Here is a 26,792-nt window from a genome sequence, read left to right on the forward strand (position 1 = left end):
ACACCCTCTATATCAGGTATTTACATTTTAAAAAGTTAACAAATAAACTGCAAAATTCTCCCTTAGGCTAACAAGTATTTAACAGGTTTTGAAAAAAGAAAGAATCACAGGTGTTTACTTTTAGGCCAAAATTCTTTCGAAAAATCAATCTATGAAAAAAATTATTTTACCCCTGGTCATTGCGGTAACCTCTCTTTCTGTACATATGAATGCGCAGGTGGGTGTGAATACCCAAACCCCTGCCTCCACACTGGATGTGCAGGCTAAAACCACCGGCACCTCCGCAGTGGTAGAAGGACTTCTTATTCCCAGAGTAGACCGGCAAAAAGCACAGAGCATGACGGGTGTACCCACCTCTACCATGATCTACATCAACAGCACAGCTACGGGTGCCCAGACGGGAACAGCCGCCAATATCGATGCTGAAGGCTACTATTACTTCAACGGAACAGCCTGGACAAAACTGGCAGGAAACGCACCGCCCGCCAATAATATTTACACTAATGACGGGACACTGGCTGGTAACAGAATCGTAACGCAGGGAGCTAACACTTTAGCTTTTAACAGTACTGCTACGAATGCATTCTCGGTTGATGGAAGCTCTTTCAGTGTAGATGCAGCTAATGACAGAGTGGGTATTGGTACCGGTTCTCCTTTAACAAAGACCCATATAGTGTTAGGTAACAGCACAAACGGTGTTAGTTCTGTTGGCCAGGCTAGCGCATTTAATATGGCACTACGGCTTGAAAACCCCAATAATGGGAAGGCTGTAACGCAACACTTTCTTGCTAAAAACACCAGTGGACAAAACAGAGAATTAATTATGGGTATTAATCCTGAATTGAGTACTTTTGCTTTGAGCCGTGTTGGGCAGGGTGATATCATTTTAGATTTAACCAATGGAAATGTAGGTATTGGTACGGGAACAGCAGGAGGAACCAGACTGGATGTAAATGGAGCCATAACCAATCGCGAAACTAGTTTAGCTGTAGCAAGCAATGCCGCCACGGTGCCGGCCAATACCTCGCAAGTTCAGCTTACCGGAGCTGCCACTGCCGATGTAACAATTACAGCCACTGCCGCACCCAATCCGGGCCAGCGTCTTATTGTTTACAATAATACCACGGGTAACTTTGGTGCAACCCTTAATGGAAACACAGTTCTCAATGGACAGGCGGTTGAATTTATCTATTCAAACGGTGCATGGCGTACTACAGACAATGGTGCCAGTAATCCGACAGCGCCAGTGAGCAACTTTTGGCGTCTTAATGGTAACACCGGCACTAACCCCGCAAACAATTTTATTGGCACTACCGATAATACAGGTTTTGCTATCCGTACCAATAATACGGAAAGAGTAAGGGTTGACCAAACTGGAAATGTAGGTATCGGAACAGCTGCTCCAGGCCAGAAGATGAGTGTAGTAGACGGTACTGATAACAACCAATATAGTGGCATTGCTTCTTTTTTTACCAGAAATCTTACACAGGGAGTAGGAATTGGCTATGCAGGGATACAATCTATTGGATCTAATGGTAATATTGATCTTAACCTTAATCCAAAAGCTGCAGGAAATGTCTTAATGCAAACCAATGGAGCCACAGGAAATGTAGGGATCGGAACTGGTTCTCCACAAAGAAAGCTACATGTAAACGGATCATTACAAATCACCAATGAACTTAATGTAGGAGGAAGCGGAACAGCAGCTGGAAGCGCAGGGACGGCAGGCCAACTGCTTGCCTCTGCAGGAGCGGGAGCTGCCCCTACATGGACCAATGTGACTGATATTAATACGAATATCTACACCAATGACGGATCGTTGAATGGAAACAGAACCGTAGCACAGGCAGCCAATGCATTAGCCTTCACCGGAACAGGAAATGTGGGATTAGGAGTGGCTATCCCGGCGCAGAAACTAAGTGTGGTAGATGGAGTAAATACAAATCAATACAGCGGTATTGCTTCTTTCCTTCCTGCCAATTCTACCCAGGGTGTAGGCATTGGATGGGCTGGAATCAGAAAGGTAGGAACTCAGATTAACTCTGATTTTAATATCGATGCTGCAGGAACCGGAAATATTTTTCTGCAGACACAGGCCACTGGAAATGTAGGGATAGGAACCACAACTCCTGCACAGAAATTTGTTGTAAGAGACGCAGTAAGCAGCAACGTATTCAACGGTATTGCTTCGTTTATCGCTAATGACGGGATAAGAGGAGTAGGAATAGGCTCTGAGGGATTGCAGTCTACAGGAACAGCAACTGACATCAATTTTAACATTAATTCAAAAGGAACCGGAGCTCTCGTACTGCAAACATTTAATGCTGCAGGGAATGTCGGAATCGGAACTTACACTCCACAGAGAAAACTGCATGTAGACGGATCATTACAGCTCACCAATGAACTGAACGTAGGTGGAAGCGGGGCAGCTGCAGGAAGCGCAGGGACGGCAGGACAGCTGCTTGCCTCTGCAGGTGCAGGTGCAGCTCCTAAATGGACCAATGTGACTGACATTAATACCAACATCTATACGAATGACGGATCCCTTAATGGAAACAGAACCGTAGCACAGGCAGCCAATGCATTAGCCTTTACAGGAACAGGAAATGTAGGATTAGGAGTCGCTAACCCGGCGCAGAAGCTAAGTGTAGTAGACGGGACAAATGCCAACCAATACTCCGGCATTGCGTCTTTCCTTCCTGCCAATTCCACCCAGGGAGTAGGTATTGGATGGGCTGGAATCAGAAAGGTAGGAACTCAGGTTAACTCTGATTTTAACATCGATGCTGCAGGAACCGGAAATATTTTTCTGCAGACACAGGCCACAGGAAACGCCATAATTGGAACACGCTTGGGTATAGGAACTGTTACTCCCCATGCTCCCGTGCACATTGGAGGTGGAACTGCTAACCGTAAGATCGTGTTATATGAAGAAGCAGACAATGACAGTCAGTATTTTGGACTGGGGGTGAATAACAGTGTATTCCGTTACCAGACAGGAACTGGCTCTGCCCATGTTTTCTTTGTTACTACTGGTGCCACAACTTCTAATGAACTATTCCGTATCAATGCTAACGGAAATGCCACTTTAGCCGGTTCGCTTACCCAGAATTCTGACATCCGGCTAAAAAAGGATATTGTGGATAATACGTACGGGTTAAGTGAGATTTCAAAACTTCGCACCATTAACTACAGATTTAAGGATGAGCAGAGAGGTACCGACAAAAAGATAGGCTTTATTGCGCAGGAAGTTAAAGCAGCTATGCCTGAACTGGTTTCCACCGCCAATGATGAAATGAAAACACTGTCCGTAAGTTATCCGGAAATGACGGTCGTACTTACGAAAGCAGTACAGGAGCTGCAGGAACTGGTTAAAAACCAGCAGAAACAGATCGATGAACTGAAAGCACAGATCAAGTCTAAACCATAATTTTAGACAATCCATCAAAGGCTTTTATCAACGATTCTAAAACATAAATAGTAGTTTTCCTCGGCTGTGCCTCCTTACTGATCGTTCAGGACACCACAGCTGAGGATTTTTAAAATATCCATACTCCACTTAAAAACGAATATCACAAAAGAGAAATTAAAAATACTATCCAAAAACAACAGATGATGATATGAAAATTCAGTACAGTGATCTTCCGGGAAAGACAAAGAAAGAGGTTATAGACAGATTGGGAGACGAATTTAATTTTTATCCGGACGATATCTGGATCTATCTGCTTCACCGCAATTTTTTAGGAAGAAAAACCTATCTCGTCATTTATTTTGAACATCATATCGTGATCCGGGTCAAAATTAAAAAAACCTACGGCCGCATTAAAAGATCCTGATGGTCAGAAATCATCTATTGCTAATTAAAACACAAATTATTTATACTATGGATCAGCAGGAGGGTTTTCTGTCGTGCTTTAATACATTCATCCCAAGCCCCCTCCTGTCTGATTTTACAGACCCGGAAAAAAGCTCTTGATGCTTACAAAATAAAGTAGAACTGGGAAAAAGCAGAAATTGAGGTGATTTATTTCTGTCTTCTTCAGCTGGGAACTCTTCCTTTACAATCTTCGTTTCTTCCCAGCTGAAGTTTTTATCTCTTTTACCATATAAAACCCGGGTGCTAAGCACCATTTAAATGAAAAACCTTAAAAATTCAATATGATCAGTATCAATAACAAAAACGCCATTCTACTCCGCTATTTTCTGTGGATCTCGCTTCTATTTTTGCCGGTATCAGCAGCAGCCCTGTATTTTTATCAGAGCGAAATCCTGATAATCTGCATTTTCCTGCTATTTGTTATAGGTATCGTCCGGTTTATGTTTACCGGATATGTAGAGATCACCGCCTATCATGAATATATTGCGGTCAAAGAGTATCGGATATCCGGAGGTAAGAACGCGAGGAGCTTTACTCCTATTGCCCTGGAAGATATCAGGGAGTTTTATATCAGGGAAAATACCCTTGTTTTCCATACTGAATTTGAAAGTAAGGTCAGGAATACAAGCTTTTCAGTAAAGTATTTCACGGAAAAACAGAAAAACGAACTCATAACAGCCCTTACAGAACTCATCAGGAAAAGTAAGGCTGCCTGAAAACAAATAGCTGTTCTATGCAAACCCCAGGTTAGGTAAGCCCGAAAGGAATTGTCCTATCAAAATATATTTCAGCAGGAAGGTTTTCTTTCATTTTTCATAAGCCCTATTCTTTTTTTATCTACCGAAAACCCTTCCTGTCTGATTTCTTTAAAGCCGCAGATCCCCGTTTACAGGAAAGAACCTGCAAAGTTTAAATGGAATTGATAACAAATATCTTTAAGGGATTTTCTGCCCGGTATTCAGGCTTAAAAACAAAAAACTCTCTGTACGACGATACAGAGAGTTTTTTTGTGTGCGGATGAAGGGACTCGAACCCCCACGCCTCACAGCACCAGATCCTAAGTCTGGCGTGGCTACCAATTACACCACATCCGCTGATTTTTTGTAGTAAAAGAGCTTGTCTTCTTTTGTGCTACAAATATATAAATTTTTGCCTAAAAACAAAATAAATCTTCGCAAACATGCGATAAATAAACATCTTTTTCAAACCTTCTTAAAAACTAAAAAACTCTCCGTTGAAACAACAGAGAGTTTTAGTACCCCGGGCGGGACTTGAACCCGCACGTTCTTACGAACACAGGATTTTAAGTCCTGCGTGTCTACCAGTTCCACCACCAGGGCTGGTGTGGAGCGAAAAACGGGATTCGAACCCGCGACCCCAACCTTGGCAAGGTTGTGCTCTACCAGCTGAGCTATTTTCGCATAGTGCGGATGAAGGGACTCGAACCCCCACGCCTCACGGCACCAGATCCTAAGTCTGGCGTGGCTACCAATTACACCACATCCGCTGGTTTGTTTGTTTATTTTAAAGAGCTTGCTTCGTTTTTGTGAGTGCAAATATAGGACTTTTTCATTTACCTCCAAACTTTTCAGATAAAAAAATTAAAATTCACATATTTTTTTTCCGCTCCCCCCAATATTACATTTCATTTTCTTACTTTTACAACGTTAATAATTACAATATGGAATTACAAGGAACGGTAAAGAAACTTTTTGATGCTCAGACATTTGCAAGCGGCTTTCAAAAAAGAGAAATGGTTATTTTAACCCAGGAACAGTATCCACAGCCGATAAACATAGAATTTTTGTCTGATAAAATCAGTTTATTAGATAACCTTAAAGAAGGTGAAAATGTAAAAGTGGGAATCAACATCAGAGGAAGAGAATGGGTTTCTCCACAGGGCGAAACGAAATATTTCAACTCTATTACAGGATGGAGAGTAGAAAAAGTTTCAGATATGGCATCTGAGCCTACTCAGGCTTCTCCTTCCCAGTCTGCATCGCCGGTTTCCAATGAGAATCCTTTTGCCGGAGACGATGATGATGATTTGCCTTTCTAATTAAAAGAATAAGATCAAATATAAATCCTGCTTACTCAAGTGGGATTTTTTTTCCAAAATATGGTCCGATTAGACGAAAACGAGATTTCATTCCCCGATCCTGAGCTTTATGACGGGCATGAGGGACTGATTGCTTTTGGAGGTGATCTGTCTATAGAACGTATCTGGTTCGCGTATCAGCTGGGGATTTTTCCATGGTACAATCCGGGAGAAGAGATCTTATGGTGGTCACCCGATCCCAGATTTGTTCTGTATCCTGATGAGCTGAAAGTTTCAAAATCGATGCGGAAGATCCTGAATAAAGGAATTTTCACTTTTTCCGAGAACAAAAGCTTCAGGGAAGTGATCCTGAACTGCCAGCAAGCCAGCAGAAAGGGACAGACGGGAACGTGGCTTTCTGACGAGCTGATGGAATCTTTTATCAAGCTCCATGAATACGGCCTGGCCAAAAGCATTGAAGTGTGGCAGAACGGTGAACTGGTCGGCGGTTTTTACGGCCTTCAGATCGGAAGTGTTTTCTGCGGCGAAAGTATGTTTGCGAAGGTAAGCAACGCTTCGAAAGCCGGATTCATCAATTTTGTAGAGCGCACGAAAGAAAACCTTGACCTCATTGACTGCCAGTCACATACAGAGCACCTAGAAAGCTTAGGTGCGAAAATGATTCCTAAAAAAGAATTTTTAAAAATCTTACACAAAAACAATGAACGCGGATAAAGAAAAATGGATCCTTCTGATTGTACTGACGGTTATCTGGGGATCATCATTTATTTTAATCAAAAAATCGCTGGAGCATTTCAATCCGTATCAGGTGGGAGCCTTAAGGGTTCTGATTGCCGGGATTATTTTAATGCCGATCGCGATTTCGAAATATAAACTGTTTCCGAAAGAGCATTTAAAATGGCTTATTCTGGCAGCATTTACCGGAAATTTCATTCCGATGTTCCTGTTTCCTATCGCGGAAACGGAAGTGAGCAGCAGTATTGCGGGAATTATCAACTCGATGATGCCTATTTTTGTGATTATTGTGGGCGCGCTGGTCTGGAAATTTGATACGACGAAAAAACAGATCATAGGGACCCTGATAAGCTTTGCCGGGGTCTGCCTGCTTGCCTTCGGCGGTGATGGCGAAGGCGGGAAGTTCAAGCTGGTTCCGATCCTGCTTTTACTGCTGGCCACCTTATGCTACGCGATGAGCACTACAACGGTAAAATCTAAGCTTATGGGAGTTTCTTCCACGATTTTATCGGCGTTTGTGTTTTCTTTTGTTCTATTTTTCCCTTCCGTTATTTCTTTGGCATTTACGGGTTTCTTTTCGACATTCACTTTTAATGAAGACAATATGACGGGGCTGATGTTTGTAGGTCTTTTATCCGTTTTTGGAACGGGACTGGCCATGACTTTGAATTACCGTCTTCTGAAGGTGTCTACGCCTTTATTTGCCTCTACGGTAACTCTGCTGATGCCTATTGTTGCTATTATCTGGGGCTTTCTGGATGGTGAAAAACTGAGCGTATTACAGTTTGCAGGAGCAGCCGTTATTATTGGTGGATTAATATTTTTAAGGTCTAAATCCGGCATTGTAAAAAAGTAAGCCTGGCTTTTTTATACTTTCTGCGGATCTGTTTTGACACTAAGCTTTTACTTTAGATGTTGCTAAATGTAAAGGAAAGCGAAGAGTTCTACTACGTCGCTGATGAAGCGAATGACCTTGCGCTTATTAAAACACTAATTTCACAAATGTTTTTCACGAATGACACAATGTCTTTGACATAATGGTAATATTTGTGGTTGTACTTGTGGTAAAAAATAAGAGCTCATTTGACGCAAAGTTTATGAATGATGCTTTTTAGTTTGAGAGAAGCAAAGGGTGGCGATTTCATCGCTGACTAAGCTTGTGGGTAGTGTGGACGCTTCAAGCAAAGTTTGTTATTTCTGTAAACTTTAATGCTTAGCAATATTTAACATCGCATTGTTTTGTTTTAAACATAAAAATCCTGCATCGCTGCAGGATTTGTTATTTTATTTAGTTATTAAGACATACCTATTCCAATATTACTTTTCCCTTTTTATAATAAATGCTGAATCTATTTGTTCCATCCCAATATTTGAATAAAAATTCATGGCATTTGGTGAGGAATGAAGGATTAATTTGCATTCATTACCAGCCAGTTCTTTTGTAATTTTCACCAGCTCTTTCCCGATGCCTTTTTGCTTATATTCATTTCTTACACATAAATCGGAAAGGTAGCAGCAATAACAGAAGTCCGAAATGGATCTTGCCAATCCAACTAATTTGTCTTTAGCCCAAGCTGTTACAACAATATCAGCATTATCGTGCATCTTTTTTATTCTATCTGTGTCTTCCCTATCAGCAATTGGAAAATAATCAGAACAGTTATATAAGTCTATGATCTCTTTAATATCAGGTATACTATCTGTTTTATAAATAATTTTCACTTTTATACTTGTTTTTATGAACTTGATAATAGTTTTCCTGTTATTTATCACAGAACCCGTCTTCCTAAGAATTCTTCTTTTTTACCTTCGCTTTGACTTTTTTTACCTCATCCTTAATGAATGGATATTTCTTCTGCATATCCGTGGCCAGAGATGAATCGATGCTTAAAGCTTTCTGAAGGGATTCGGTTCCTTTATCCGGGTTTCTCAGGTTGAAATAGCAGTTGCTCAGCTGGTAATACAGCTCTGCCCTGTCATGCACCTTAATGGCTTTGTCCAGAATAGTCACCGCTTCTTCATATTCTCCGAGAAGCATCAATACTTCCGAATAGGCATACCAGTTGTAAAATCTTGAAGGTTCAGCATCTACCAGCTTTTTCAGGCAGGCAAGGCTTTCTTCAAATTTCCCGGAATCTATGAAGAGAAACGCCAGTCTTTTCTGATAGTCAAGATTGCTGTCATTAAGCTGGGTAGCTTCTTTTGCAAAATGCAGAGCTTCTTTCATACCGCCCATTTCTTCATACAGATAAGACTGCTCCATCATCGCCAGATAAAACTGAGGGTCTTCTCTCAGCGATTTCTGAAATGCATTGAGTGCCATAATGGACTGTTTCTGTGCTTTGTAGCACAATCCTATCTTATAAAATGTGAATGCTTTGGTATATTCAAGCTCAAGCATTTCCTCATATACTTCCACCGCCTTCTGGTACTGTCCCAGGGCTTCGTAGCAGGCAGCTTTATTGGCATATACTCCTACCGAACTGGAATTGATCGCCAGCAGATAATCATATCCTTTAATGGCTTCTTCGAAGTTCTTTCTGTTGAAGTAAAACTGTCCGTATTCGAACCATGCGGTTTCGGAATAGGCAAATTCATCTAAATATTCATTAAGAAAGGCAATAGCCTCATCGCTCTTATTCAGATCGCTGAAACAGATCATGCAGTTTTCAAGTGAATACTCGTCTGTAGGATCTTCTTTCAGTGCTTTTCTGTAGTGTTTAAGAGCGTTAAAGGGATCTCCCAGGTTTACAAATTCGTCCGCAATAAAGTTGTGAAGGAAGTTCTCTTCTTCTTTCAGTTCTAATGCTTTTTTGCAGATGTCAATGGCTTTTCTGGGGTTTCCCAGGTTCGAATAATACTTCGCATAGCAGACCAGAAAGTCTGTATTTTCCATGGAAGAACCTTTCAGTTCATCTATGAGTTCTTTTGCGGTATTATAGTCTTCCCATTCCAGAAGAATCTCAAGTCTTTTGATCTTGATATCCAATGAATTGGGATGGAGCTTTAGTCCATAATTAACAGCATTGTCTGCGTAGTTAAAATCACCCAGCTCCAGATAATAAACAATGATGTCTTCCAGCTCTTCGGTGTCGAAGTAGAATTCATCATTATTTTCCATCATTTCCTCGAACTTCTTTACAAGTTCATTTCCAAAATACTCTTCCAATAGTGTCGTCTTTGTCAGCCTGATGTCTGAATATGCTTTACAAACCCCGGCAAACTTTTAATTAATAATAACCTCTGAAACTGAAATTCAAATGTTTATGCAAAGTTGCAACTTTTTTTTGAATTAATTTTTCATAAATTTCTATATTAAAGATAGTAAAAAAAGAAAACAGATAAAAGGATTGTGGATAAAAACCGGAAAATGTGATTAAATAACCTGAGTTCGGGGGAAAAAGTTAAGACTAAAAGGCCAGGAAGCTGGAGGATGGAAGAGGGAAGTTACTATTAGACAATGATTTAATCATTTCCTTTTAAATTGATTGATGGAGTTTAAGAAAATTGAATAAAACCACACGGTATTTCTGTTTTGGCTTCAATAACTTCCCTCTTCCATCCTCCAGCTTCCTGACCCTATACCCGAACCCAGATTAAATAATTATGAACTTTTTTCTATCCGTTTTCCACAAAAAAAGAACGGAGCATTTCTGTTCCGTTCCTATTGATTTAAATTAAGCTTTTAATTTTAGCAATGATGTCATCACCCAGCTTATCTGCTTCTTCCTGTGAATGGGCTTCAGTATAGATCCTGATAATAGGTTCCGTATTGGATTTCCTAAGGTGAACCCAGTTCTTTTCGAAATCTATTTTCACTCCGTCAATGGTGGAAACCTGCTCGTTCTGGTATTCCTTTTCCATTTTGGCTAAAATATCATCCACATCGATCTCCGGGGTCAGTTCTATTTTCTTTTTCCCCATAAAGTATTCCGGATATCCGGCTCTTAATTCGGAAACTGTTTTGTTTTCTTTGGCGAGATGGGTTAAGAACAAAGCTGCTCCTACTAAAGAATCTCTTCCGTAATGAAGGTCTGGGTAGATAATTCCTCCATTTCCTTCGCCTCCGATTACTGCATTCTTTTCTTTCATTAAATTCACCACATTCACTTCTCCTACAGCACTTGCAAAATATTCTGAGCCATGGTTTTCTGCCACATCCCTCAGGGCACGGCTAGAAGAAAGATTGGAAATTGCGGCTCCTTTTTTATGTTTTAGCAGATAATCTGCCACTGCGACCAAAGTATATTCTTCGCCGAACATTTCTCCTTTTTCGTCAATAAGGGCTAATCTGTCTACATCAGGATCCACTACGATTCCTAGATCTGCATTTTCCTTTTTTACGAGTTCGCAGATATCTCCCAAATGTTCTTTCAAAGGTTCGGGATTATGCGGGAACTGTCCGTTCGGTTCGCAGTATAGTTTTACGGTTTCACAGCCCAGCTTATCAAGAAGCATCGGAATCGCGATTCCTCCTGTAGAGTTCACGGCATCCAGAACCACTTTAAATTTTTTAGCTTTAATGGCTTCCACATCTACCATCGGAAGATCAAGAATCTGCCGGATATGAATATCAAACGCATCCTCTCTGGTTTCATATGTTCCAAGATCGTCTACCTCAGCATAGTTGAAGTCTTCACTTTCAGCAAGAGCCAGTACTTTCGCTCCGTCCTCTCCATTGATAAATTCTCCTTTGCCGTTCAGCAGTTTCAGGGCGTTCCATTGTTTTGGGTTGTGGGAAGCGGTAAGGATAATTCCTCCGTCTGCATTCAGTTCGGGAACCATTATTTCCACCGTTGGCGTTGTGGAAAGTCCCAGATCCACTACATTGATTCCCAATCCCTGCAGGGTAGCGGTCACCAGTGAAGAAACCATTCCGCCGGAAATTCTGGCGTCTCTTCCTATGACAAGGGTTAAATTCTTTTTATTTTGTGTATTCTGAAGCCAGGTTCCGAATGCAGAAGCAAATTTCACCACGTCCAGAGGCGTCAGGTTATCATTTACTTTCCCTCCGATAGTTCCTCTGATCCCGGAAATAGATTTAATTAACGACATTCTATACTATATTTTTAATTGGTTTTATTCGGGGCAAAGATACTTAAAAGACTTATAAGTTAACCTGCGTTCGTGATAAGACCTTTCTGTTTTTATCATAAGGTCAGGAAGCCCGAAGCGCGAAGAAGGAAGTCATATAAGCCAAAACAGAAATACAGTGTGGTTTTATTAATTTTTCTTAAACTGCTTCAACTGGTTAACTTAAAGGCACCCGTTTTATATGATGTCCGCTAGTAACTTCCATCCTCCATCTTCCTGCTTCTACCCTAGCTATAAAATGGGAATCTTTTTCTGAATCCTGTCATAATTCCTCTCCACCACTTTTGGCGGAGGAAAACGGTAACCTATATACAACAGACCGTAAAGGTTATTATTCTGTACGTTCTGATCTTTTGTTTCATTATAAGCTGAAGCATTCATATTGAATTTTCCACCGAACAGAAAACGGTCTGTATTATATCCTATATGAAGTCCCGTAGCAAATCTGAGGGTCAGGTATTGTTTATTTTCTTTATTTGATTTTGAGCCGTCGCTGTTGATATCCCAGTCGCTGGAAAACATTCCTCCGAACCCTAATGCTATATTAGGCGCAATATTCACTCTTTTTTTGCTGCCCAGCACCCAGTTGTAAAAATACCCCATGCTGGCTCCGAAACTGTACTGCGTTCCTTTGCTTTTCCTGCCATCCAGAATATCCCTGAATACAGAAAGGTCATAATCCAGAATCGGCACCCAGCTTCCACGGCTTTCCTTCTGCCATTCTCCTTGGGTATAAATGCTTTTCAGTGAGAAATTATCTTTCAGAACATACGCGGTAGAGCCTCCGAAACTCTGAACCCTGAGATCAGGAAACTGAAGATACGGATCCCTCCCTTCTTTCCATTCCGGATAAAGATCGCTCATATTTTCTATGTAAAACCCTTTTACATTTTTGTAGTAAACGGTCTGGATAAATTTTTTAGGGAAAAGCCTTAATCTCAGGTCTGCGTAAGAACTGCTGCCTTTCAGTGCATCATCATTATTACCCGGCAGAAAGCCTGGCGTAAATGAAATGGTGGCACTGATGATCCTGTAATCAATGGAAAAGGAAGCTCTTGTTTTGTTATTGATGGTAAGGATGGTTTCCAACGGTTTGTCCTCAGGGCCTTCCGTTAAAACATATTTTTCAATATTGGTATCCAGATTGACGCGCACCATCACCTGATCTGCATAAGATTTGATTTTGGCGGTATCTGTCTGGGCTTTTACCAGAACGGCTGCAAGAGAACACAAAAAGACGATGGCTGATTTCGGTCTCAATTGAAATGGTTTTAGTTTTCAGGATATGAAATTACTATAATTTTTTCAATTAAAAGCCTGTTACAGGATTACGAGCATCCGCAGTCTTTGTCGCAGCTGTTTCTTTTGGAGCTGAATTTTTTCGGCGCAAAGTTTTTTCTGAGTACCTTAAATAAAGAGTAGCAGGCAAATGCAACGATCAGTACGATAATCACGTACTGAAAAATCAGTGAAGTATCCATTATTTTAAAATCTGATAAGCTATCAACGACACAAAATATGCCAAACCGGTCATCATCGCTACCTGAAAGCCGGTCCATTTCCAGCTTTTGGTTTCTCTGTAGACTACTGCAAGTGTGGAGACACACTGCATTGCAAATGCATAGAATAAAAGTACGGAAATCCCGGTTGCAAAGCTGAACACTTTGTCACCATTAGGCTTTACGTCTCTTCTCATTTTATCAATTACTTTCACTTCCGGAGCATCATCTTCCAGGCTGTACAGGGTAGACATGGTTCCTACGAAAACTTCTCTCGCTACAAAGCTGGTAAGGATTCCCACCCCCATTTTCCAATCGTAACCCAAAGGTTCAATAAGCGGTTCGATTCCTTTCCCCATTTTAGCAAGATAAGAGTGATCCAGCTCCACATCGGCTGCCACAAACTGATCCGGCTTCTGTTTAGGCCCAAAATAGCTTAAAAACCAGATGATGATACTTACCACAAAAATGATTTTTCCTGCTCCTGTAACGAAATCCCATACTTTACCCAAAACCATTTTCAGATCATACCCGAAAAGAGGTTTTTTATAGGTCGGAAGGTCCATTACCAGATAGGTTTTACCTTCATTTTTGATAAATCTTTTAAGGATTGCTGCTGAAAATAATGCTACAAGGAACCCGAGAAGGTACATTCCCATCAGCACGAGTGCTTTATATTTAATTCCAAGGAAGGTTCCTTCTGAAATAATAAGTCCTATAATAATACTATAAACCGGAAGCCTTGCTGAACAGGTCATAAAAGGCGTTACCAAAATGGTTAAAAACCTTTCTCTTACATTCTCAATATTTCTCGTGGAGATCACAGCCGGAATAGCACACGCTGTTCCTGAAACCAGCGGCACAATACTTTTCCCGTTGAGCCCGAACGGACGGAGAAGTCTGTCCATCAGGAAAACCACTCTTGCCATATAGCCTGAGTCTTCCAGTAAATAAAGGAAGTACAGTAAAATCCCAATTTGCGGGGCAAAAACTACAATCCCGCCAATTCCGGGAACAATCCCATTAGAAATCAAGGAGTTGACAGGTCCTTCCGGCAGATGTTCAGCGGTAAAAGCTGTTAGCCATGAGAAGAAATCATCGATCCAGTTCATCGGATATTCGGCCAGAAAGAATACGCTCTGGAAAATAATCAGCAGGATCATCAGGAAAACCACGTAGCCCCAGAATTTATGAACGAGTATTTTATCTAATTTTTCGGTCAGAAGTTCTTTGAACTGCGGTTTTTTAGAGATAACATCGGCTAATATTTTATCTACGTTCTGATATCTTCTTACGGTTTCCTGAACCTGAAGTCTTTTGGGAACCAGGCTTTTGGAATCCGGTCCGTTCAATTTGTCGTGTATGGATTCTATTCTTCCCAGATCTGATCCTAAAGAAAGGCTCATCCAGGCTTTATATTCGTTATCAATGCCTTTGTGGGCAGCAATTTTCTGAATAAAATCTTTGTGTTCGTTCGGGGTTTCAAAAGAGCTTTTGTCTGCCTTTACAAAGTTGTTTGTCAGGACAGCTTCTTTGATCTCCTCTATACCCAGCTGTTCTTTAGCATTGGTCTGAATAATTTTAATTCCCAAAGCATCAGAAAACTTCTGAATATCAATCGTAATTCCTCTTCTTTCGGCCTGATCAATCTGGTTCACCACCAGAATCATAGGAACACCAAGGTCCTGTATCTGCTGAAACAGAAGCAATCCTCTCTTTAAGCTCAAGGCTTCAAGAATGTAAATCACCCCTGCATAGTTTTTCTGTTCGTCAATAAGAAATTTTGAAAAAATAGCCTCATCTTCTGAGCTTGGATACACGCTGTAGGAACCCGGAAGATCCACTACCTCAACCTCTTCATTTTTATAGCTATAGTTTCCGGAATGGCTCGCAACAGTAACGCCTGCATAATTTCCGGTTTTCTGCTTTTTGTTGCAAAGTGCATTGAAAACCGTAGACTTCCCCACATTAGGATTCCCGACTAAAAGGACCTGTTTTTTCTTATTTTCCTGCATTAATTCAATTCTTCAACAATGATATAATTTCCTTCTTCTTCACGTAAAGCAATGCGGCTTTTTTCTTCTCCAAATTCCACATACATAGGACCATTAAACGGCGCCTGATACAGGATCCTGAAAATGGTTTCCGGCAGAAGCCCCATTTCGATGATCTTGTTTGGCATCTTAAGGTGATCGTTATCATAACCCAAAATTTTTCCCATTTTGTTTTTTGGGAATCCGCTCAATTTATGTAAGTCCTTATCTTTCAAAACCTGCTTTTTTTGTAAAGGCAAATATACGCTATTTAAATTTAATCTAAATAACGGGAGATATGAAAGAAATCAACCCAAATACATTGCTGTACCTGGGTTGATTTTGAATATAATTTAGTTGATATGAATGCTTATTTTTTCTTTTTCTCCTGATTTTGTGCAGATGAAATTTCTATCGGATTATCATTGGCACTGAAGAAGTCTTTGTAACCCTTTTCCTGTTTTTTCATCATATCTCCAACGGTTCCGTCCATTCCCGGAATTGTTTTGGACATCATTTCCTGCGTCATCATTGGTCTTACCGTTGCAAAAGGATCTTTCTTAAAGTCATTAAATGTTTTCTCAAACTTGTCTCTTGGCATTTCTGTCACTTTTAAACCTAAATTTGAAAGTTTTTCCATGTAAGTTACTTCATCCCAATCCGGAACTTTTTTGTTTCCTTTAAGAACCCAAGAATAGTTTTTGCCCTCATCTTCAATCTTTACGATCAAGCCTGGAAGTCCTGAAAATTTATACGGTCCATCCTGGAAAGGAAGGTCTGAGCTGAACCACGCCGTCCATTTTCTTCCACCGAACTCTGTTGTTGCTTTCTGAGCGTTATAAGCCCCTATTTTTGCTTTTTCATCAGAAATTTTCCAATCGAATTTTGCAGGTTCATCGTAGCCAATAGTCATTGGAGAAAATCCGCTTGCAATTCTTTCAATATACCGGATTTCCATATTGGGATAAGTTTTCACAATTTTTTCCGAAAACTTCGGCATCTTGAAAGATTTCGACAGATCTTTAAAGACTCCGGCCTTCTGCATTGCTTCAATTTGAACTTTTAGAATTGAATCTTGTCCAACGGCTGTAAAGTCTCTGTAAACGGATCTGCCCTTAACAATATCAAGAGTCATGACTACATTATCCAGCTTTGCAGAATCTTTTTTCGGTTTAAAAGTCAACTCGTAAAAGAAACGGTTTGCTGTTTCTTTTGATTCTTTGGAATCCTGCGCCGATGCAAAGGCAAAAAGGGCGATAAAGAATACAGAAAATAGTTTTTTCATTGTAATACTGTTTATAGAATTAGTTCCTGATTGATGAAATATGTTACACTTTTTTTTCCGAAAATTTTTCATCTAAAACATAAACAATTGATAATTAAGTAAATAAATGTCTTTTTCTTATAAAGGAATACTGAAAGTTGTTGTGGTTGTCCTTGCCCAGGTTTAAAACCTTGGCAAGGATATTTCGAGGCTTTGTCCCGAGTTTATTAAACAAATTACCTTTCCGGGATTCTTGTTAAAATTATGATTCCGTTAAAACATTTTCCGTTTCAAAAGACTTACCTTTAAAGTACTTAAAAACAAAATATTATGGATACTTTATCACAATTTAAAGATGAACTTGAAACGGAGTACCAGACGACCAGGAAGTTTTTCGAGGCTTATCCGGAAGGACTGAACGACTACGCTCCTCATGAAAGAAGTATGAAAATGATGCACCTTGCCACCCATATTTCGGAAATTTTCGGATGGCCGGACACGATGCTTAAAACATCTGACCTGGATTTTGCAAAAGGTGATTATCAGCCGAAAAAGCTTTCAACAAAAGAAGACCTTCTTCAGGTACTGGATGAGAATTTCAAATCTTCACAGGCCGCTCTTGATCAGGCCAATGAGCAAGATCTCAACGAATTCTGGGCATTAAAAAACAATGGTCATGAAGTGGCAAAATGGTCCAAATACGGCTCCATCCGCCATTCTTTAAACCAGGTTACCCACCACAGAGCCCAACTAGGGGTTTATTACAGATTGAATAACATTCCTCTTCCGGGAAGCTACGGACCTTCTGCAGATCATCAGAGCTTTTAAAAGAACAGAATATATCTCAAACAAAAAACCAATCCCGCGGGATTGGTTTTTATTATTTATTTAAAGTTGAATTTTACGGTAAACATTACCTGGCTTGGGCGGAGTTGATATCTTGTATAGGTAATATTTGTAGTATTAATATCATAGGTCTCAAATACTTTCTTATTGGCAATATTCATCCATTTAAGCTCAAAATCAATTTTCTTTTTTGCCCAGGTAAATTGATAGGATACATCATAGAATCCATTGCGGTATTTTTGATCTGCGGCATTTGTATTTACCTGATCCCAGTTGAACCCAATCGTATGGTCTTCAACAGGATAGAAAAACACGCCCAGATTATGTGTAAATCCTGTTCTGATGGCGCTGGAGTTTATATTCCCTGTACTTTTCTGTTTTGTTCTGGAAATACTTGCATTATAATCTACACTCATCCAGCTGAAATACGTATTGTTGAATTTAATTCCGTAAGACTGGCTGTTGTTGTTATTGGTATAAGAAGCATTATTTAAGAAAGCATCAGATTTGGTTGTATTATTACTGTAGCTAAGGGAAGCATTGGTCTTGAATTTAGGGAAATACTTTCCTACTTCAGCAGTATATCCATTATTTAAAACATGATTATCCTGCTCTATATATTTCATGATGGTATATCCTGGTCCATTGATGGTAGGGTTGGAAATCAGGTTTCTTTTGGCATCAGAAAATCTATAATTAATATTAAAGAACAGATTATTCAGCGGGTTTCTGTACTCTATTCTTGTTCCTGCAGATTTATTATTGTTCTGAGGAATAGGATTATTGATATCCATTGCATTAATACTGCTTGGTGAAGTCATCAGGAATCCTGAATAAGCCGTATTTATTTCTCCAAAATTATTGTTGATATTCGCATTTACCGAAGCTTTCCAGAAAGAAGCAAAAGAATACTGAGCAAAAACATTTGGCTCAAAAGTAACTTTATTTACTGTTTTTGAAACGCTTCTCATTGGGTCTTCTGCTTTAATATTATTAGAATTTACAGGAAAGTTGGCATACAACATCCAGGATTCGCTCTTATAATTTACCCCTAAACTTCCATAAGGTGTTGCCGTTGTATATTTCAGATCATTACTGTATGCTGATGGAAGCACGTCTGTTGTAGTAATATTTGATAAATCTGAAACTAAATCTGTTGTTTTAAAATTAAATCCGACTTCCGGAGTAAATGTCCATCCTTTTTTTGAAAAACCAATATTGGCAGAATGGTTCGCTTCAAAACTTTTTAATCTTAAATTCTGGCGAACAAAATTACTTGATGATGGTGTAAATCCAGGAACATCTAAATAAGATGCCGGCGAAATTTCCAGATTCTGCTTATCGGTCTGATAACTCAAAAAAGACAAGACATTCACCATTTTTTCTTTCCATGGAATGATGGTACTCAATGAGTTCTGAAATGATGTTGTAGGAGATTCCAATGCTTCATCTGCATGTCTCAATTTGCCATCCTTAACATCTGTTCTGTCAACAATTCCTCTGTCTGCATTCCAGTATTGGGAAAAGCTTGTCGTGTTTTTAAAGAATCCTTTTTTAGCATTCTTTGTAAATATCAATTCCCCTTTCGCTTTATCCGTATAAAAATTATTAAAAATATTGGTGTAATTAGAGCTTCCTCCAAAGTAATCCGTCTGACTGTAAGATTCTCTTTCAACAGCATTGTTGGTATAGTTGGCATTCGCTTTAAGCTCCCACTCTTTCTTTTTATCAATATTGGTAAGGTAGTTTGCCGACAGGTAATGTACATTGTTCATCAGATATCTTTTTACCGGAAGGTTTGGAGTACTTGCATTTTCTACATTCAGCCAGTCATTTTGAGAAGCATTGATTCTTCTTCCTTCAAATCTGTTTCCGAATGCCAGGATATTTCCTTCATTTTCCACCTGCTCACCCATATTATTGGTTTTATAATTCACTACCCACTGGCTTTTCTGTCCGAAAAACATGGGTGTTAACTTAACATTCCATAGCCATGGCTCTCCAAATCCGGTTCCTACTTCTCCTCTACCGGTCATGGTCACAGAGTTTTTAAGTTTGATATTAATAGCTGCCTGTTCAGACGGCACTTTATCCTGAAGGATTTTTACCGGCTGGTGGTTTTCAAGAACTTCCACTTTCTGTACGGCGTCTTTCGGAAGAGAGTTGTTGATGGTTCCATAGCCTCCTTCCATCAGGTCTTTTCCGTTCACATAGAATTTATTGATCGCGTTGCCCTGATAAAGAATACTTCCGTCTTTATTGACTTCAATACCGGGGATTTTTCTCATCACATCGGCAAGCGTTCTGTCGCCTTTGCTGTCAAAAGCTTTAAGATCATAAGCAATGGTATCGCCTCTCGCTGTGATCATTTTGGTTTTCAGCTGTACTTCTTTTATTTCTGTAGCTTCAGACTGCATTTTGAATGTCAGGGCCTGGTCGCTGTTGCTGATCTGTTTGGTCAGAGGTTTTTGGTTGAAGGCTTTCACTTTCAGGTCTACGTTGGGTTCTGCGGAAGTGAAGGTTACTTTGTATTCCCCTTTAGAATTGGTGATCCCATAGGCCAGAATAGCATCCTTACCCGGTTCTTCTATGGTAACACTGGCACTTGGAATAGCTACCCCGTCTTCATCGGTAATTTTCCCTGACACTGTCTTCTGTGCCAATGTAAGCACTGTAAAAAACAGCATCAGAAATAAGGATATCTTTCTTTTCATAATTTATTATTTGCCTAATTAGTTCGTCGGTTGTATTTTTTGTTACACTTTTTATAAAGATGTATTTTAAAGAAAAAGGTTAAATGTTTTTAACACTATAAAACTAGTGATATTTTTTAAATACCCAAGCCTTTCGAAAAAAATTTAGCATACTTGCCTAAAATAAAGGGTTAAGCGTTCCCTGATTAAGAATTTTCAGGTTTTGAATAGCGATCTGTCAATTTTATTTTATATTTAGGTTTGGTATGCTGATTCTTTAAATTCTGTTTCAGCATTTTGAAAACAGATCATTCAGTTTTTTTACCCGGATGTAAGATTTCCGGATAAAATATGGTCTTATATGAAGTAAAAACCAGAGGGTTTGGCTTAAAGAATCATTTTTAAAATTCTTATTTAGTCTAAATAGTTAAAAATGATTTGAATCATAGATTAAAAAAAAATTAAACCCTGATTCATATATATTTATTTAATAATTTTGTAACATAAAATTTATAGAATGGGAATTATTTTAAAGCCTATAGATGTTGTAGATGATATTACTCAGGAAGAGTTTATGGAAAAATATCTAAAGCCCAGAAGGCCCGTTGTCATTAAAAATATGGCAAGAAAATGGCCTGCCTATCAGAAGTGGACTATGGATTATGTAAAGGAAGTGGTAGGTGATGTGGAAGTTCCTCTTTATGATTCTAAAAAAGCCGATCCTGCCGCTCCCATCAATACACCCACTACAAAAATGAAGTTCGGAGATTATATAGACCTCATCCAGAGAGAACCTACCGATCTTAGAATTTTCTTTTTTGACCCGATAAAACATGCCAATAAGTTAATGGACGATTTTATTGCCCCTAAAGAGCTTATGGGAGGTTTTCTGGACAAATATCCTTCTATGTTTTTTGGTGGAAAAAGTTCTGTAACGTTCCTTCATTTTGATATTGATATGGCACATATATTTCACACGCACTTCAACGGAAGAAAGCATGTGAAGCTGTTTGAATATAAGTGGAAAGAAAGGCTGTACAGGCTTCCATACGCTACCTACGCACTGGAAGATTATGATATTGACAATCCAGATTTTGAAAAATATCCCGCCTTAGACGGCGTAGAAGGAATTGAGTGCTTCCTGGAACACGGGGACACCCTTTTCATGCCTACAGGCTGGTGGCACTGGATGAAATACCTGGACGGAAGTTTCTCCATTTCTCTCAGAGCATGGGACAAATCCTGGGCTGTAAAAGCTCACTCCATTTGGAATCTTACGGTTCAGCGTAAATTTGACGATATTATGAAGTCCAATTTTAAAAATAAATACATGGACTGGAAGGAAAAAGCAGCCGTAAAAACCGCAGAAATGGCCTTGAAAAGAGGCTTACCAAAATAAACAAAAAGACGTTTCAATAAGAAGCGCCTTTTTTATTGTTGAATATTCAGAAGAAGTTCTTCCATATTTCTCGTTACCTCGTTGCAGGAAAAGCAGGCTTCTTTTCCATCCTGAGAAAACCATCTGCACTGCGACCGGATCGGGCAGTATGACAGCTCGGTTTCTTTGTGAATATCTAAATTCTGAACCTTTCGGGAAAGGGAACATTTGGATTCTTCCTTATCCCACTGTGCACAGCCTTTCTCAACACATTTTCCTGTAAACCGGAACCTTTGCTCCAGGCTGTTTTTATCTTTATTCTGTTCCAGAAAATCTTCTGTGACGGTGAGGGGCGTGATAAACTGTACCTTCCCGTCTTTCCCAACAACTCCAAAAAGCTGTGCCCCAACTTTTCCAACATAACTGGGACACATTTTTTTTGAAGCAGAAGAATCAGCCTCCATATCTTTTTATTTGAGACTGAATGTCTTTGATCTGGCTCTGAATATCAATTCCAGGCTTGAAAATAAGGATTCCCCACGGAAACCAGTCTTTTATTTTCATTGGTTTTATCAGTCCTTTGAAGTCTCTGTGAGCTCCGAAAGCCTGTGTATTGTCAATCTTTGAAAGTTCAGAAAGTACTACATTCTGTATTCCCCTGTCGATGTTCTTCAACTGTTCATCGGTAAGATCCACGCCTTCCAATGAAACGAAAAATTGCTTTTTAGTGGCCATAACTATAGTTTTTATTGGTTTTATAAAGCAAAGTTCGGCAGAGTCTGTTCTAAAGTCATCAGGAAAAACACCCTTTCTGCGTAGGTGAAAAACCCGAAAATTAATTACTGATTATCAATATTTTAAATGTTTTTTTCTGTTGGAAAATCGCAAGGACGCAAGTTTTTTTTAAGGGGAACTGTTTTAAGACGCAAGAAAATCAGAGATTTTCAGCAAGGTGGATCATTGGTAAGATTACTTTGTTGCAATGTTAATCAAATAAAATAGCTGATTCATTTTATCGGTGATCGATGTTTTGCTGTAAAACCTTATTTTCAAATATTTGCGTCATTGCAATGTTCCAGCTATACATAAAGATCAAACAGGTTTCATCCATAAAAAGTTTATAAGATTCTGTAAACCGGATACTGTCTGAACGTTTTTCCTTCGAAATAAGGAGAATTTCTGTAAATCCAATCCAGCTGGGCTGTTCCGTCGTCTGCAAATTTTTTATCTGATGCTTTTTTCGCCTCAAAAGCGTCTTTTAACTTTTTATCCGTTCTCAGTAATTCTGAAGCGGTATCTTCAAAAATATAGGCTGAATAATATTCTTTCTGAGCTAAAATTCCATCAAAGAAATTCCAGTTAAAAAATGAGTCTAAAGCCTCAGGTTCAATGGTTTCAATGATGTATTTTACGCCAGGCTGATCTGTAGAAATTAAATAATCTCCGGACAGGAAAGTTTGGCTTCTTTTTGTTGTTTCAACGGTCGTATCGTAATGAAGATAATGTCCTTCGTAAGGATTTTTCACCGTTTTAAAGTCTTTGATTGTATAAGACTCTACTTCTGCCGTACTGTCTTTTTTAAGAGCAGTCATTCTGATGTTATTTCTTTTCAGTTCTTCAATCACCCGGTATTGAGACTGCGGAATGATATAGTATTTTGGAATTGTAATATATCCGGTAGGAACAGCTGTGGTAAAGAGTTTGATCTTCTTGGTAAACGGTTTATTTCTGTCGTAATACAGCCTTGGTTTTCCGGAAATCTCACTCGGTTTATATTTCCCTTCATATCCTTTGAAATCCATGGTCGAAAATTTTGTAGAATCTATTTTCCAACGGATTCCGTACTGCATTCCAGCTTTGTACTGCTTTAAATTTTCGAGGCGAAGCTGTTTTATCTTTCCATAATCTTTATCCAGATTCTGAAGATTTACCAGCATATATTTGTACGTGGCATCTACCCTTTTATTGTAAGGTTTCAGCATATGCGTTTCAGGAACGGTTCCCAATGAGTTGAACAAGGAAGTATATCCGGTAGAGTATCTGGGCGAATCTTCAAAAGCGGCAAATCCTTCGTCCGGAACATCCCCATGGATATTTACATAAGGTGTACTTTCATAGCCTAGTTTTTTCATGTCTTCGAGGTTTTTAGCCTGATAGTCATTGTAGAAGTAGTTTCCCAATGTATTTCCAAGGCGCTCCTTAAAGGTTGAAATGTAGGTAAAAATATACTGATAATCAGCTCCGTTGCTTACATGGTTATCTATAAAAACATCCGGCTGCAGCCACTGATAAATCTCCTGAAAACTTCTGGCATTCTTTGAATCCGCTTTAATGAAATCCCTGTTCAGGTCATAGTTTCTGGCATTTCCTCTGAAACCATACTGTTCCGGACCATTTTGATTGGCTCTTGAGAAAGATCCTCTGTTCAGCATTCCGCTCACATTATAAGCAGAAATGGCCGCAATAATGAAGTTCTGAGGCGTCTTTATTTTCTGGGCCGCCAGATCACGCATCAGCATCATGGTAGCATCTATTCCATCAGGTTCTCCCGGATGAATCCCGTTATTGACAAAGAGAACAGCTTTATCTTTCCGCAGTTTTTCAATATTTTTTTCAGGAAAAGGATTGTAAATGACCACATAAATAGGTTTTCCATTGTCATCTTCCCCTTTTTTAAGGTATTGAATGGTGCTGAATTTTTTAGCCAGATCCTGGTAATAGGCATTCATTTCTTCATAGGTAACCGTTTGGTTTTTATTTCCTTTTTCAAAAGGGGTTTGAAATGAATTCTGAGCTAAAAGAAGGGAAGAGCTTAGGAAAATAAAGAGATATTTCAATTTCATTGGAGCAGTTTTGATTTTCAAAATTACTTAAATTCCTGGGAAAAGGGTTAAAAAGCGGAAGGGTAAAACGGGAAAGTGATAAAAATTGTACGTGGGCTGTTGAAAAGGGTTGGGGAAACGCGAGGGCGCAAAAGGTTTTTATTATGATGCTGTTTTAAGGCGCAAGAAAATCGAAGATTTTCATTTTGAATTAGTATTGAAATCTGTAAGATCTGTTTAATCTGCGGGAGATAAAAATTAATCTTTGGGATTGTTTATTAAAGAAAACCTTATAGGTTTTGGAAACCTATAAGGTTGGGAGTGTTGGAGATTTCTGGTGTATTTTCATAAGGTTTTATTTCCTAAGATATCTTTATTTCTGCCCTTTTCATCGGGGTATAGCGACGGAAGCGGATCGCTCTGCCAGAACTCTTTGGTTTCAATATCCATCATGGATAATGCGCCTGTAAAAGCGGCTCCGGTATCCATATTCCAGATATTGGCTTTATTGGCAGGATGCTTTATGCCTATATCCAATGTCGGGGTATGGCCGATAAATATTTCCTTGTATAAAAGCAGTCTTTTCGGGTAGAGTTCTGAGTTTTTTTCCAGTTTTGTATCCATTGCTACCGCAGTTTCCCACAGGGTTCGGTCCCAACGGTAATTGCTGGAATAGACTTCTTTTTCAGGACCGTGCATAGAAGAATATCCGGCATGGATAAACAGACGGTTTTCATCATCTACATGATAATTTTTCATCCTCTGAAAGAATTCAAGATGAAGATCCAGATCTTCCAGTGAATAGTCATTATAGCTGTCAACCGTGCTTTTTCCTCCATTGAACAGCCACACATCAGGCCCATCTCCCGACGACAGCCAGTCTTCACACCAGGCATCATGATTTCCTTTGATAAAGATACATTCATGCTTTCCGGAAAGCTCTGTTAAAAACTGGATAACCTGAGCAGATTCACTCCATCCATCCACGTAATCTCCCAGAAAGATAAACTGATCAGCAGCAGCAATACCTGCTCTTTCAAAAACCTGTTTCAAAGCTTTCAATCCTCCGTGGATATCGCCAATTACTAATGTTCTTCCCATTTTTATTTTGAAATATATCTGGCATCTACAAAATCCGTCAGCCAGACTCCGTTGGCCGAAAGATAAAAAGGTATTCCGCTTTCGTGCATCTCCCCGGTTCTGATGGTTAGGATCACAGGTTTTCCGTGCCGCATTCCTACTTTCGTGGCAGTTTCCTTATCCGCGCTCAGATGAACATGCTGGCGGCTTCTTTTTTCAATCCCTTTGTCGAGGATAGAAGCAATATTGGCTTCTGCGGTTCCGTGGTACAGGAAATCAGGAGGCTGTGCCGCTTTCAGAGCAAGATCTATGTCAATGGAATGTCCCTGGCTGGCTCTGATCCTGGTTTTATCTTCATTAAAAGCAAAACGTTTTTTATTGTTGGTTTCCACAACTTCTTCCAGATCTTCAAATGTAAAGTGTACTCTGCCCTTTGCAGATTTTGAAATCAGTTCACTGACTTCCGCCCATCCGTTTTCATCCAGTTTCAGCTGAATGGTGTCCGGCTGATGTCTGAGAATAAGGCTTAGAAATTTGCTTATTCTTTTGTTTTGTATTTCGTTCATGGTGTCTGTTATTGTAATCATGTTTTTACACAAATATCATCTTCTTTTAATATTGGAATGTTTCCAATATTTTGCAATATTTCATTTCTTATTTCATTTTCATCCTCTGTATTCATTCTATTACCTAAAATTATATGGTGAAAAACGTCGGCAGGAAGTTTTATTTGCCTATCAGCTATTGTTGCACCATTAATCCAAAATTTCTGAGTTCTATATTCTTTTTCAAATTCCCATTTTTTCTCTTTTTGATAAACCTGTAAAGCTCTTGCGGTATCTATATTCATAAATGGTTGTGGTAAAATTATAGGCATTTTTTCATAATATTCAACTATCCCTCCTCCTCCTAAATAATCAAACAATTTCTCTGAATTATAACCAATGCAAAATCCTTGATGCTTATTTGCATATTTTTCCCACATTTTATCCAAACAATTGTGTTCCGTTAAACTTAAAACACCTAATCTTTTATCATACTCTTCAAAATAAAAAGCAGTATACTCCTCATAATTCTTTATATAAGTCTTTTCTTTTACCCATTTTATAGAATCCCTTCTGTGTCTTTGTCTGTTGAAAGATGGATTTACTCTCTTTGATAGGTTCATGGCAAATACTAGAGCTTCTTTTTCTGTTAATAAATCATATCTAACAGGAAGCTTGCAATCTATCTTATCTTCAAATGAACTTGGAGATGCCATAAAAACTTCTCTATTTGTGATAAATCTTTTATTATTCTTATTATGCCAATCTCTGTATTTATATAGAATTTTAGGAAACTCTATATCTTTTAATGTTCCTACACTCTTATTTATTATATGCATAATTAATTCTATTATTTTTGATCTAAAT

General features: G+C 39.1%; 23 protein-coding genes and 4 tRNA genes. 8 read left to right on the forward strand and 19 right to left on the reverse strand.

Annotation, left to right across the window (positions count from 1 at the left end):
* The first annotated feature begins 151 nt into the window (after window positions 1-151).
* From JET18_RS11865 to JET18_RS11875, 3 genes are all read left to right on the forward strand, one after another.
* On the forward strand, window positions 152-3,430 hold the full coding sequence (locus JET18_RS11865; protein ID WP_202091292.1) for a tail fiber domain-containing protein: 3,279 nt from the start codon (window positions 152-154) through the stop codon (window positions 3,428-3,430).
* Between the two features lie 190 nt (window positions 3,431-3,620).
* A complete protein-coding gene (locus tag JET18_RS11870; protein WP_202091294.1) occupies window positions 3,621-3,836 on the forward strand; it encodes a hypothetical protein in 216 nt (71 codons plus the stop codon).
* A gap of 322 nt (window positions 3,837-4,158) precedes the next feature.
* The gene (locus JET18_RS11875) at window positions 4,159-4,593 is read left to right on the forward strand and encodes a hypothetical protein (protein WP_202091295.1); all 435 of its coding nucleotides are present in this window, start codon (window positions 4,159-4,161) and stop codon (window positions 4,591-4,593) included.
* 296 nt (window positions 4,594-4,889) lie between these two features.
* Here the strand turns inward: JET18_RS11875 and JET18_RS11880 are convergent.
* From JET18_RS11880 to JET18_RS11895, 4 genes are all read right to left on the reverse strand, one after another.
* Window positions 4,890-4,971 (reverse strand) — tRNA-Leu (locus tag JET18_RS11880).
* A 162-nt stretch (window positions 4,972-5,133) separates the two neighbouring features.
* Window positions 5,134-5,217, reverse strand: a tRNA-Leu gene (locus tag JET18_RS11885).
* Window positions 5,218-5,222: 5 nt separating this feature from the next.
* Window positions 5,223-5,298 (reverse strand) — tRNA-Gly (locus tag JET18_RS11890).
* Window positions 5,299-5,302: 4 nt separating this feature from the next.
* A tRNA-Leu gene (locus JET18_RS11895) sits at window positions 5,303-5,384 on the reverse strand.
* Between the two features lie 174 nt (window positions 5,385-5,558).
* Between JET18_RS11895 and JET18_RS11900 the strand changes: the two genes are divergently transcribed.
* From JET18_RS11900 to JET18_RS11910, 3 genes are read left to right on the forward strand one after another with little or no spacing between them, the layout of a single operon-like run.
* Window positions 5,559-5,936, forward strand: a complete 378-nt coding sequence (locus tag JET18_RS11900) for a DUF3127 domain-containing protein (protein ID WP_202091297.1) — start codon at window positions 5,559-5,561, stop codon at window positions 5,934-5,936.
* A gap of 60 nt (window positions 5,937-5,996) precedes the next feature.
* A complete protein-coding gene (gene aat / locus JET18_RS11905; RefSeq protein WP_202091299.1) occupies window positions 5,997-6,650 on the forward strand; it encodes a leucyl/phenylalanyl-tRNA--protein transferase in 654 nt (217 codons plus the stop codon).
* The gene (locus JET18_RS11910; RefSeq protein ID WP_202091300.1) at window positions 6,637-7,527 is read left to right on the forward strand and encodes a DMT family transporter; all 891 of its coding nucleotides are present in this window, start codon (window positions 6,637-6,639) and stop codon (window positions 7,525-7,527) included. The genes aat and JET18_RS11910 overlap by 14 nt, the downstream gene beginning before the upstream one ends.
* A gap of 461 nt (window positions 7,528-7,988) precedes the next feature.
* Here the strand turns inward: JET18_RS11910 and JET18_RS11915 are convergent, their stop codons facing one another.
* The 8 genes from JET18_RS11915 to JET18_RS11950 all read right to left on the reverse strand — a co-directional run bounded on the left by JET18_RS11915 (window position 7,989) and on the right by JET18_RS11950 (window position 16,582).
* Window positions 7,989-8,393, reverse strand: coding sequence for a GNAT family N-acetyltransferase (locus JET18_RS11915; protein ID WP_202091302.1), 405 nt, complete (start codon window positions 8,391-8,393; stop codon window positions 7,989-7,991).
* A 64-nt stretch (window positions 8,394-8,457) separates the two neighbouring features.
* The gene (locus tag JET18_RS11920) at window positions 8,458-9,840 is read right to left on the reverse strand and encodes a tetratricopeptide repeat protein (protein ID WP_202091304.1); all 1,383 of its coding nucleotides are present in this window, start codon (window positions 9,838-9,840) and stop codon (window positions 8,458-8,460) included.
* Between the two features lie 503 nt (window positions 9,841-10,343).
* Window positions 10,344-11,726, reverse strand: a complete 1,383-nt coding sequence (gene glmM / locus JET18_RS11925; RefSeq protein ID WP_202091306.1) for a phosphoglucosamine mutase — start codon at window positions 11,724-11,726, stop codon at window positions 10,344-10,346.
* A 270-nt stretch (window positions 11,727-11,996) separates the two neighbouring features.
* Window positions 11,997-13,025 (reverse strand): DUF4421 family protein, encoded by a 1,029-nt coding sequence (locus tag JET18_RS11930; RefSeq protein ID WP_202091307.1) that lies wholly within the window; start codon window positions 13,023-13,025, stop codon window positions 11,997-11,999.
* A gap of 68 nt (window positions 13,026-13,093) precedes the next feature.
* Window positions 13,094-13,246 carry a hypothetical protein gene (locus tag JET18_RS11935; RefSeq protein WP_202091308.1) on the reverse strand — a complete coding sequence of 51 codons (153 nt, stop codon included), beginning with the start codon at window positions 13,244-13,246 and terminating at the stop codon, window positions 13,094-13,096.
* Window positions 13,246-15,279 carry a ferrous iron transport protein B gene (feoB, locus tag JET18_RS11940; RefSeq protein ID WP_202091309.1) on the reverse strand — a complete coding sequence of 678 codons (2,034 nt, stop codon included), beginning with the start codon at window positions 15,277-15,279 and terminating at the stop codon, window positions 13,246-13,248. The genes JET18_RS11935 and feoB overlap by 1 nt, the downstream gene beginning before the upstream one ends.
* Window positions 15,279-15,533 (reverse strand): FeoA family protein, encoded by a 255-nt coding sequence (locus JET18_RS11945; RefSeq protein WP_202091310.1) that lies wholly within the window; start codon window positions 15,531-15,533, stop codon window positions 15,279-15,281. Before JET18_RS11945 ends, feoB begins: the two co-directional genes overlap by 1 nt.
* 134 nt (window positions 15,534-15,667) lie before the next feature.
* Window positions 15,668-16,582 carry a GLPGLI family protein gene (locus JET18_RS11950; RefSeq protein ID WP_202091312.1) on the reverse strand — a complete coding sequence of 305 codons (915 nt, stop codon included), beginning with the start codon at window positions 16,580-16,582 and terminating at the stop codon, window positions 15,668-15,670.
* A gap of 309 nt (window positions 16,583-16,891) precedes the next feature.
* Here JET18_RS11950 and JET18_RS11955 point away from each other — a divergent pair, with 309 nt between their 5' ends.
* Window positions 16,892-17,389 (forward strand): DinB family protein, encoded by a 498-nt coding sequence (locus tag JET18_RS11955; RefSeq protein ID WP_202091314.1) that lies wholly within the window; start codon window positions 16,892-16,894, stop codon window positions 17,387-17,389.
* Window positions 17,390-17,445: 56 nt separating this feature from the next.
* Here JET18_RS11955 and JET18_RS11960 read toward each other — a convergent pair whose 3' ends face one another.
* Window positions 17,446-20,121, reverse strand: coding sequence for a Plug and carboxypeptidase regulatory-like domain-containing protein (locus JET18_RS11960; protein ID WP_202091316.1), 2,676 nt, complete (start codon window positions 20,119-20,121; stop codon window positions 17,446-17,448).
* Window positions 20,122-20,617: 496 nt separating this feature from the next.
* Between JET18_RS11960 and JET18_RS11965 the strand changes: the two genes are divergently transcribed.
* A complete protein-coding gene (locus tag JET18_RS11965; protein WP_202091319.1) occupies window positions 20,618-21,499 on the forward strand; it encodes a cupin-like domain-containing protein in 882 nt (293 codons plus the stop codon).
* A gap of 32 nt (window positions 21,500-21,531) precedes the next feature.
* Here the strand turns inward: JET18_RS11965 and JET18_RS11970 are convergent, their stop codons facing one another.
* The 6 genes from JET18_RS11970 to JET18_RS11995 form a co-directional block, all read right to left on the reverse strand.
* Window positions 21,532-21,942, reverse strand: coding sequence for a hypothetical protein (locus JET18_RS11970; protein ID WP_202091321.1), 411 nt, complete (start codon window positions 21,940-21,942; stop codon window positions 21,532-21,534).
* Window positions 21,932-22,213, reverse strand: a complete 282-nt coding sequence (locus JET18_RS11975; RefSeq protein WP_202091323.1) for a hypothetical protein — start codon at window positions 22,211-22,213, stop codon at window positions 21,932-21,934. The genes JET18_RS11970 and JET18_RS11975 overlap by 11 nt, the downstream gene beginning before the upstream one ends.
* A 383-nt stretch (window positions 22,214-22,596) precedes the next feature.
* On the reverse strand, window positions 22,597-24,321 hold the full coding sequence (locus JET18_RS11980; RefSeq protein ID WP_202091325.1) for a M14 family metallopeptidase: 1,725 nt from the start codon (window positions 24,319-24,321) through the stop codon (window positions 22,597-22,599).
* A gap of 324 nt (window positions 24,322-24,645) precedes the next feature.
* Window positions 24,646-25,401 (reverse strand): metallophosphoesterase, encoded by a 756-nt coding sequence (locus JET18_RS11985; RefSeq protein ID WP_202091327.1) that lies wholly within the window; start codon window positions 25,399-25,401, stop codon window positions 24,646-24,648.
* A gap of 2 nt (window positions 25,402-25,403) precedes the next feature.
* Window positions 25,404-25,946, reverse strand: a complete 543-nt coding sequence (locus JET18_RS11990) for an RNA 2'-phosphotransferase (protein ID WP_202092556.1) — start codon at window positions 25,944-25,946, stop codon at window positions 25,404-25,406.
* 17 nt (window positions 25,947-25,963) lie between these two features.
* On the reverse strand, window positions 25,964-26,764 hold the full coding sequence (locus tag JET18_RS11995) for a DUF2971 domain-containing protein (RefSeq protein ID WP_202091328.1): 801 nt from the start codon (window positions 26,762-26,764) through the stop codon (window positions 25,964-25,966).
* Window positions 26,765-26,792: the final 28 nt, after the last annotated feature.

This window comes from Chryseobacterium endalhagicum (genome assembly GCF_016745235.1).
Taxonomy (GTDB): domain Bacteria; phylum Bacteroidota; class Bacteroidia; order Flavobacteriales; family Weeksellaceae; genus Chryseobacterium; species Chryseobacterium endalhagicum.

Coding starts and splice junctions, on each gene's coding strand:
- JET18_RS11865 (WP_202091292.1), top strand. CDS start 152: ATGAAAAAAATTATTTTACCCCTGGTCATTGCGGTAACCTCTCTTTCT.
- JET18_RS11870 (WP_202091294.1), top strand. CDS start 3,621: ATGAAAATTCAGTACAGTGATCTTCCGGGAAAGACAAAGAAAGAGGTT.
- JET18_RS11875 (WP_202091295.1), top strand. CDS start 4,159: ATGATCAGTATCAATAACAAAAACGCCATTCTACTCCGCTATTTTCTG.
- JET18_RS11900 (WP_202091297.1), top strand. CDS start 5,559: ATGGAATTACAAGGAACGGTAAAGAAACTTTTTGATGCTCAGACATTT.
- aat (WP_202091299.1), top strand. CDS start 5,997: ATGGTCCGATTAGACGAAAACGAGATTTCATTCCCCGATCCTGAGCTT.
- JET18_RS11910 (WP_202091300.1), top strand. CDS start 6,637: ATGAACGCGGATAAAGAAAAATGGATCCTTCTGATTGTACTGACGGTT.
- glmM (WP_202091306.1), bottom strand. CDS start 11,726: ATGTCGTTAATTAAATCTATTTCCGGGATCAGAGGAACTATCGGAGGG.
- JET18_RS11935 (WP_202091308.1), bottom strand. CDS start 13,246: ATGGATACTTCACTGATTTTTCAGTACGTGATTATCGTACTGATCGTT.
- feoB (WP_202091309.1), bottom strand. CDS start 15,279: ATGCAGGAAAATAAGAAAAAACAGGTCCTTTTAGTCGGGAATCCTAAT.
- JET18_RS11950 (WP_202091312.1), bottom strand. CDS start 16,582: ATGAAAAAACTATTTTCTGTATTCTTTATCGCCCTTTTTGCCTTTGCA.
- JET18_RS11955 (WP_202091314.1), top strand. CDS start 16,892: ATGGATACTTTATCACAATTTAAAGATGAACTTGAAACGGAGTACCAG.
- JET18_RS11960 (WP_202091316.1), bottom strand. CDS start 20,121: ATGAAAAGAAAGATATCCTTATTTCTGATGCTGTTTTTTACAGTGCTT.
- JET18_RS11965 (WP_202091319.1), top strand. CDS start 20,618: ATGGGAATTATTTTAAAGCCTATAGATGTTGTAGATGATATTACTCAG.
- JET18_RS11970 (WP_202091321.1), bottom strand. CDS start 21,942: ATGGAGGCTGATTCTTCTGCTTCAAAAAAAATGTGTCCCAGTTATGTT.
- JET18_RS11975 (WP_202091323.1), bottom strand. CDS start 22,213: ATGGCCACTAAAAAGCAATTTTTCGTTTCATTGGAAGGCGTGGATCTT.
- JET18_RS11980 (WP_202091325.1), bottom strand. CDS start 24,321: ATGAAATTGAAATATCTCTTTATTTTCCTAAGCTCTTCCCTTCTTTTA.
- JET18_RS11985 (WP_202091327.1), bottom strand. CDS start 25,401: ATGGGAAGAACATTAGTAATTGGCGATATCCACGGAGGATTGAAAGCT.
- JET18_RS11990 (WP_202092556.1), bottom strand. CDS start 25,946: ATGAACGAAATACAAAACAAAAGAATAAGCAAATTTCTAAGCCTTATT.
- JET18_RS11995 (WP_202091328.1), bottom strand. CDS start 26,764: ATGCATATAATAAATAAGAGTGTAGGAACATTAAAAGATATAGAGTTT.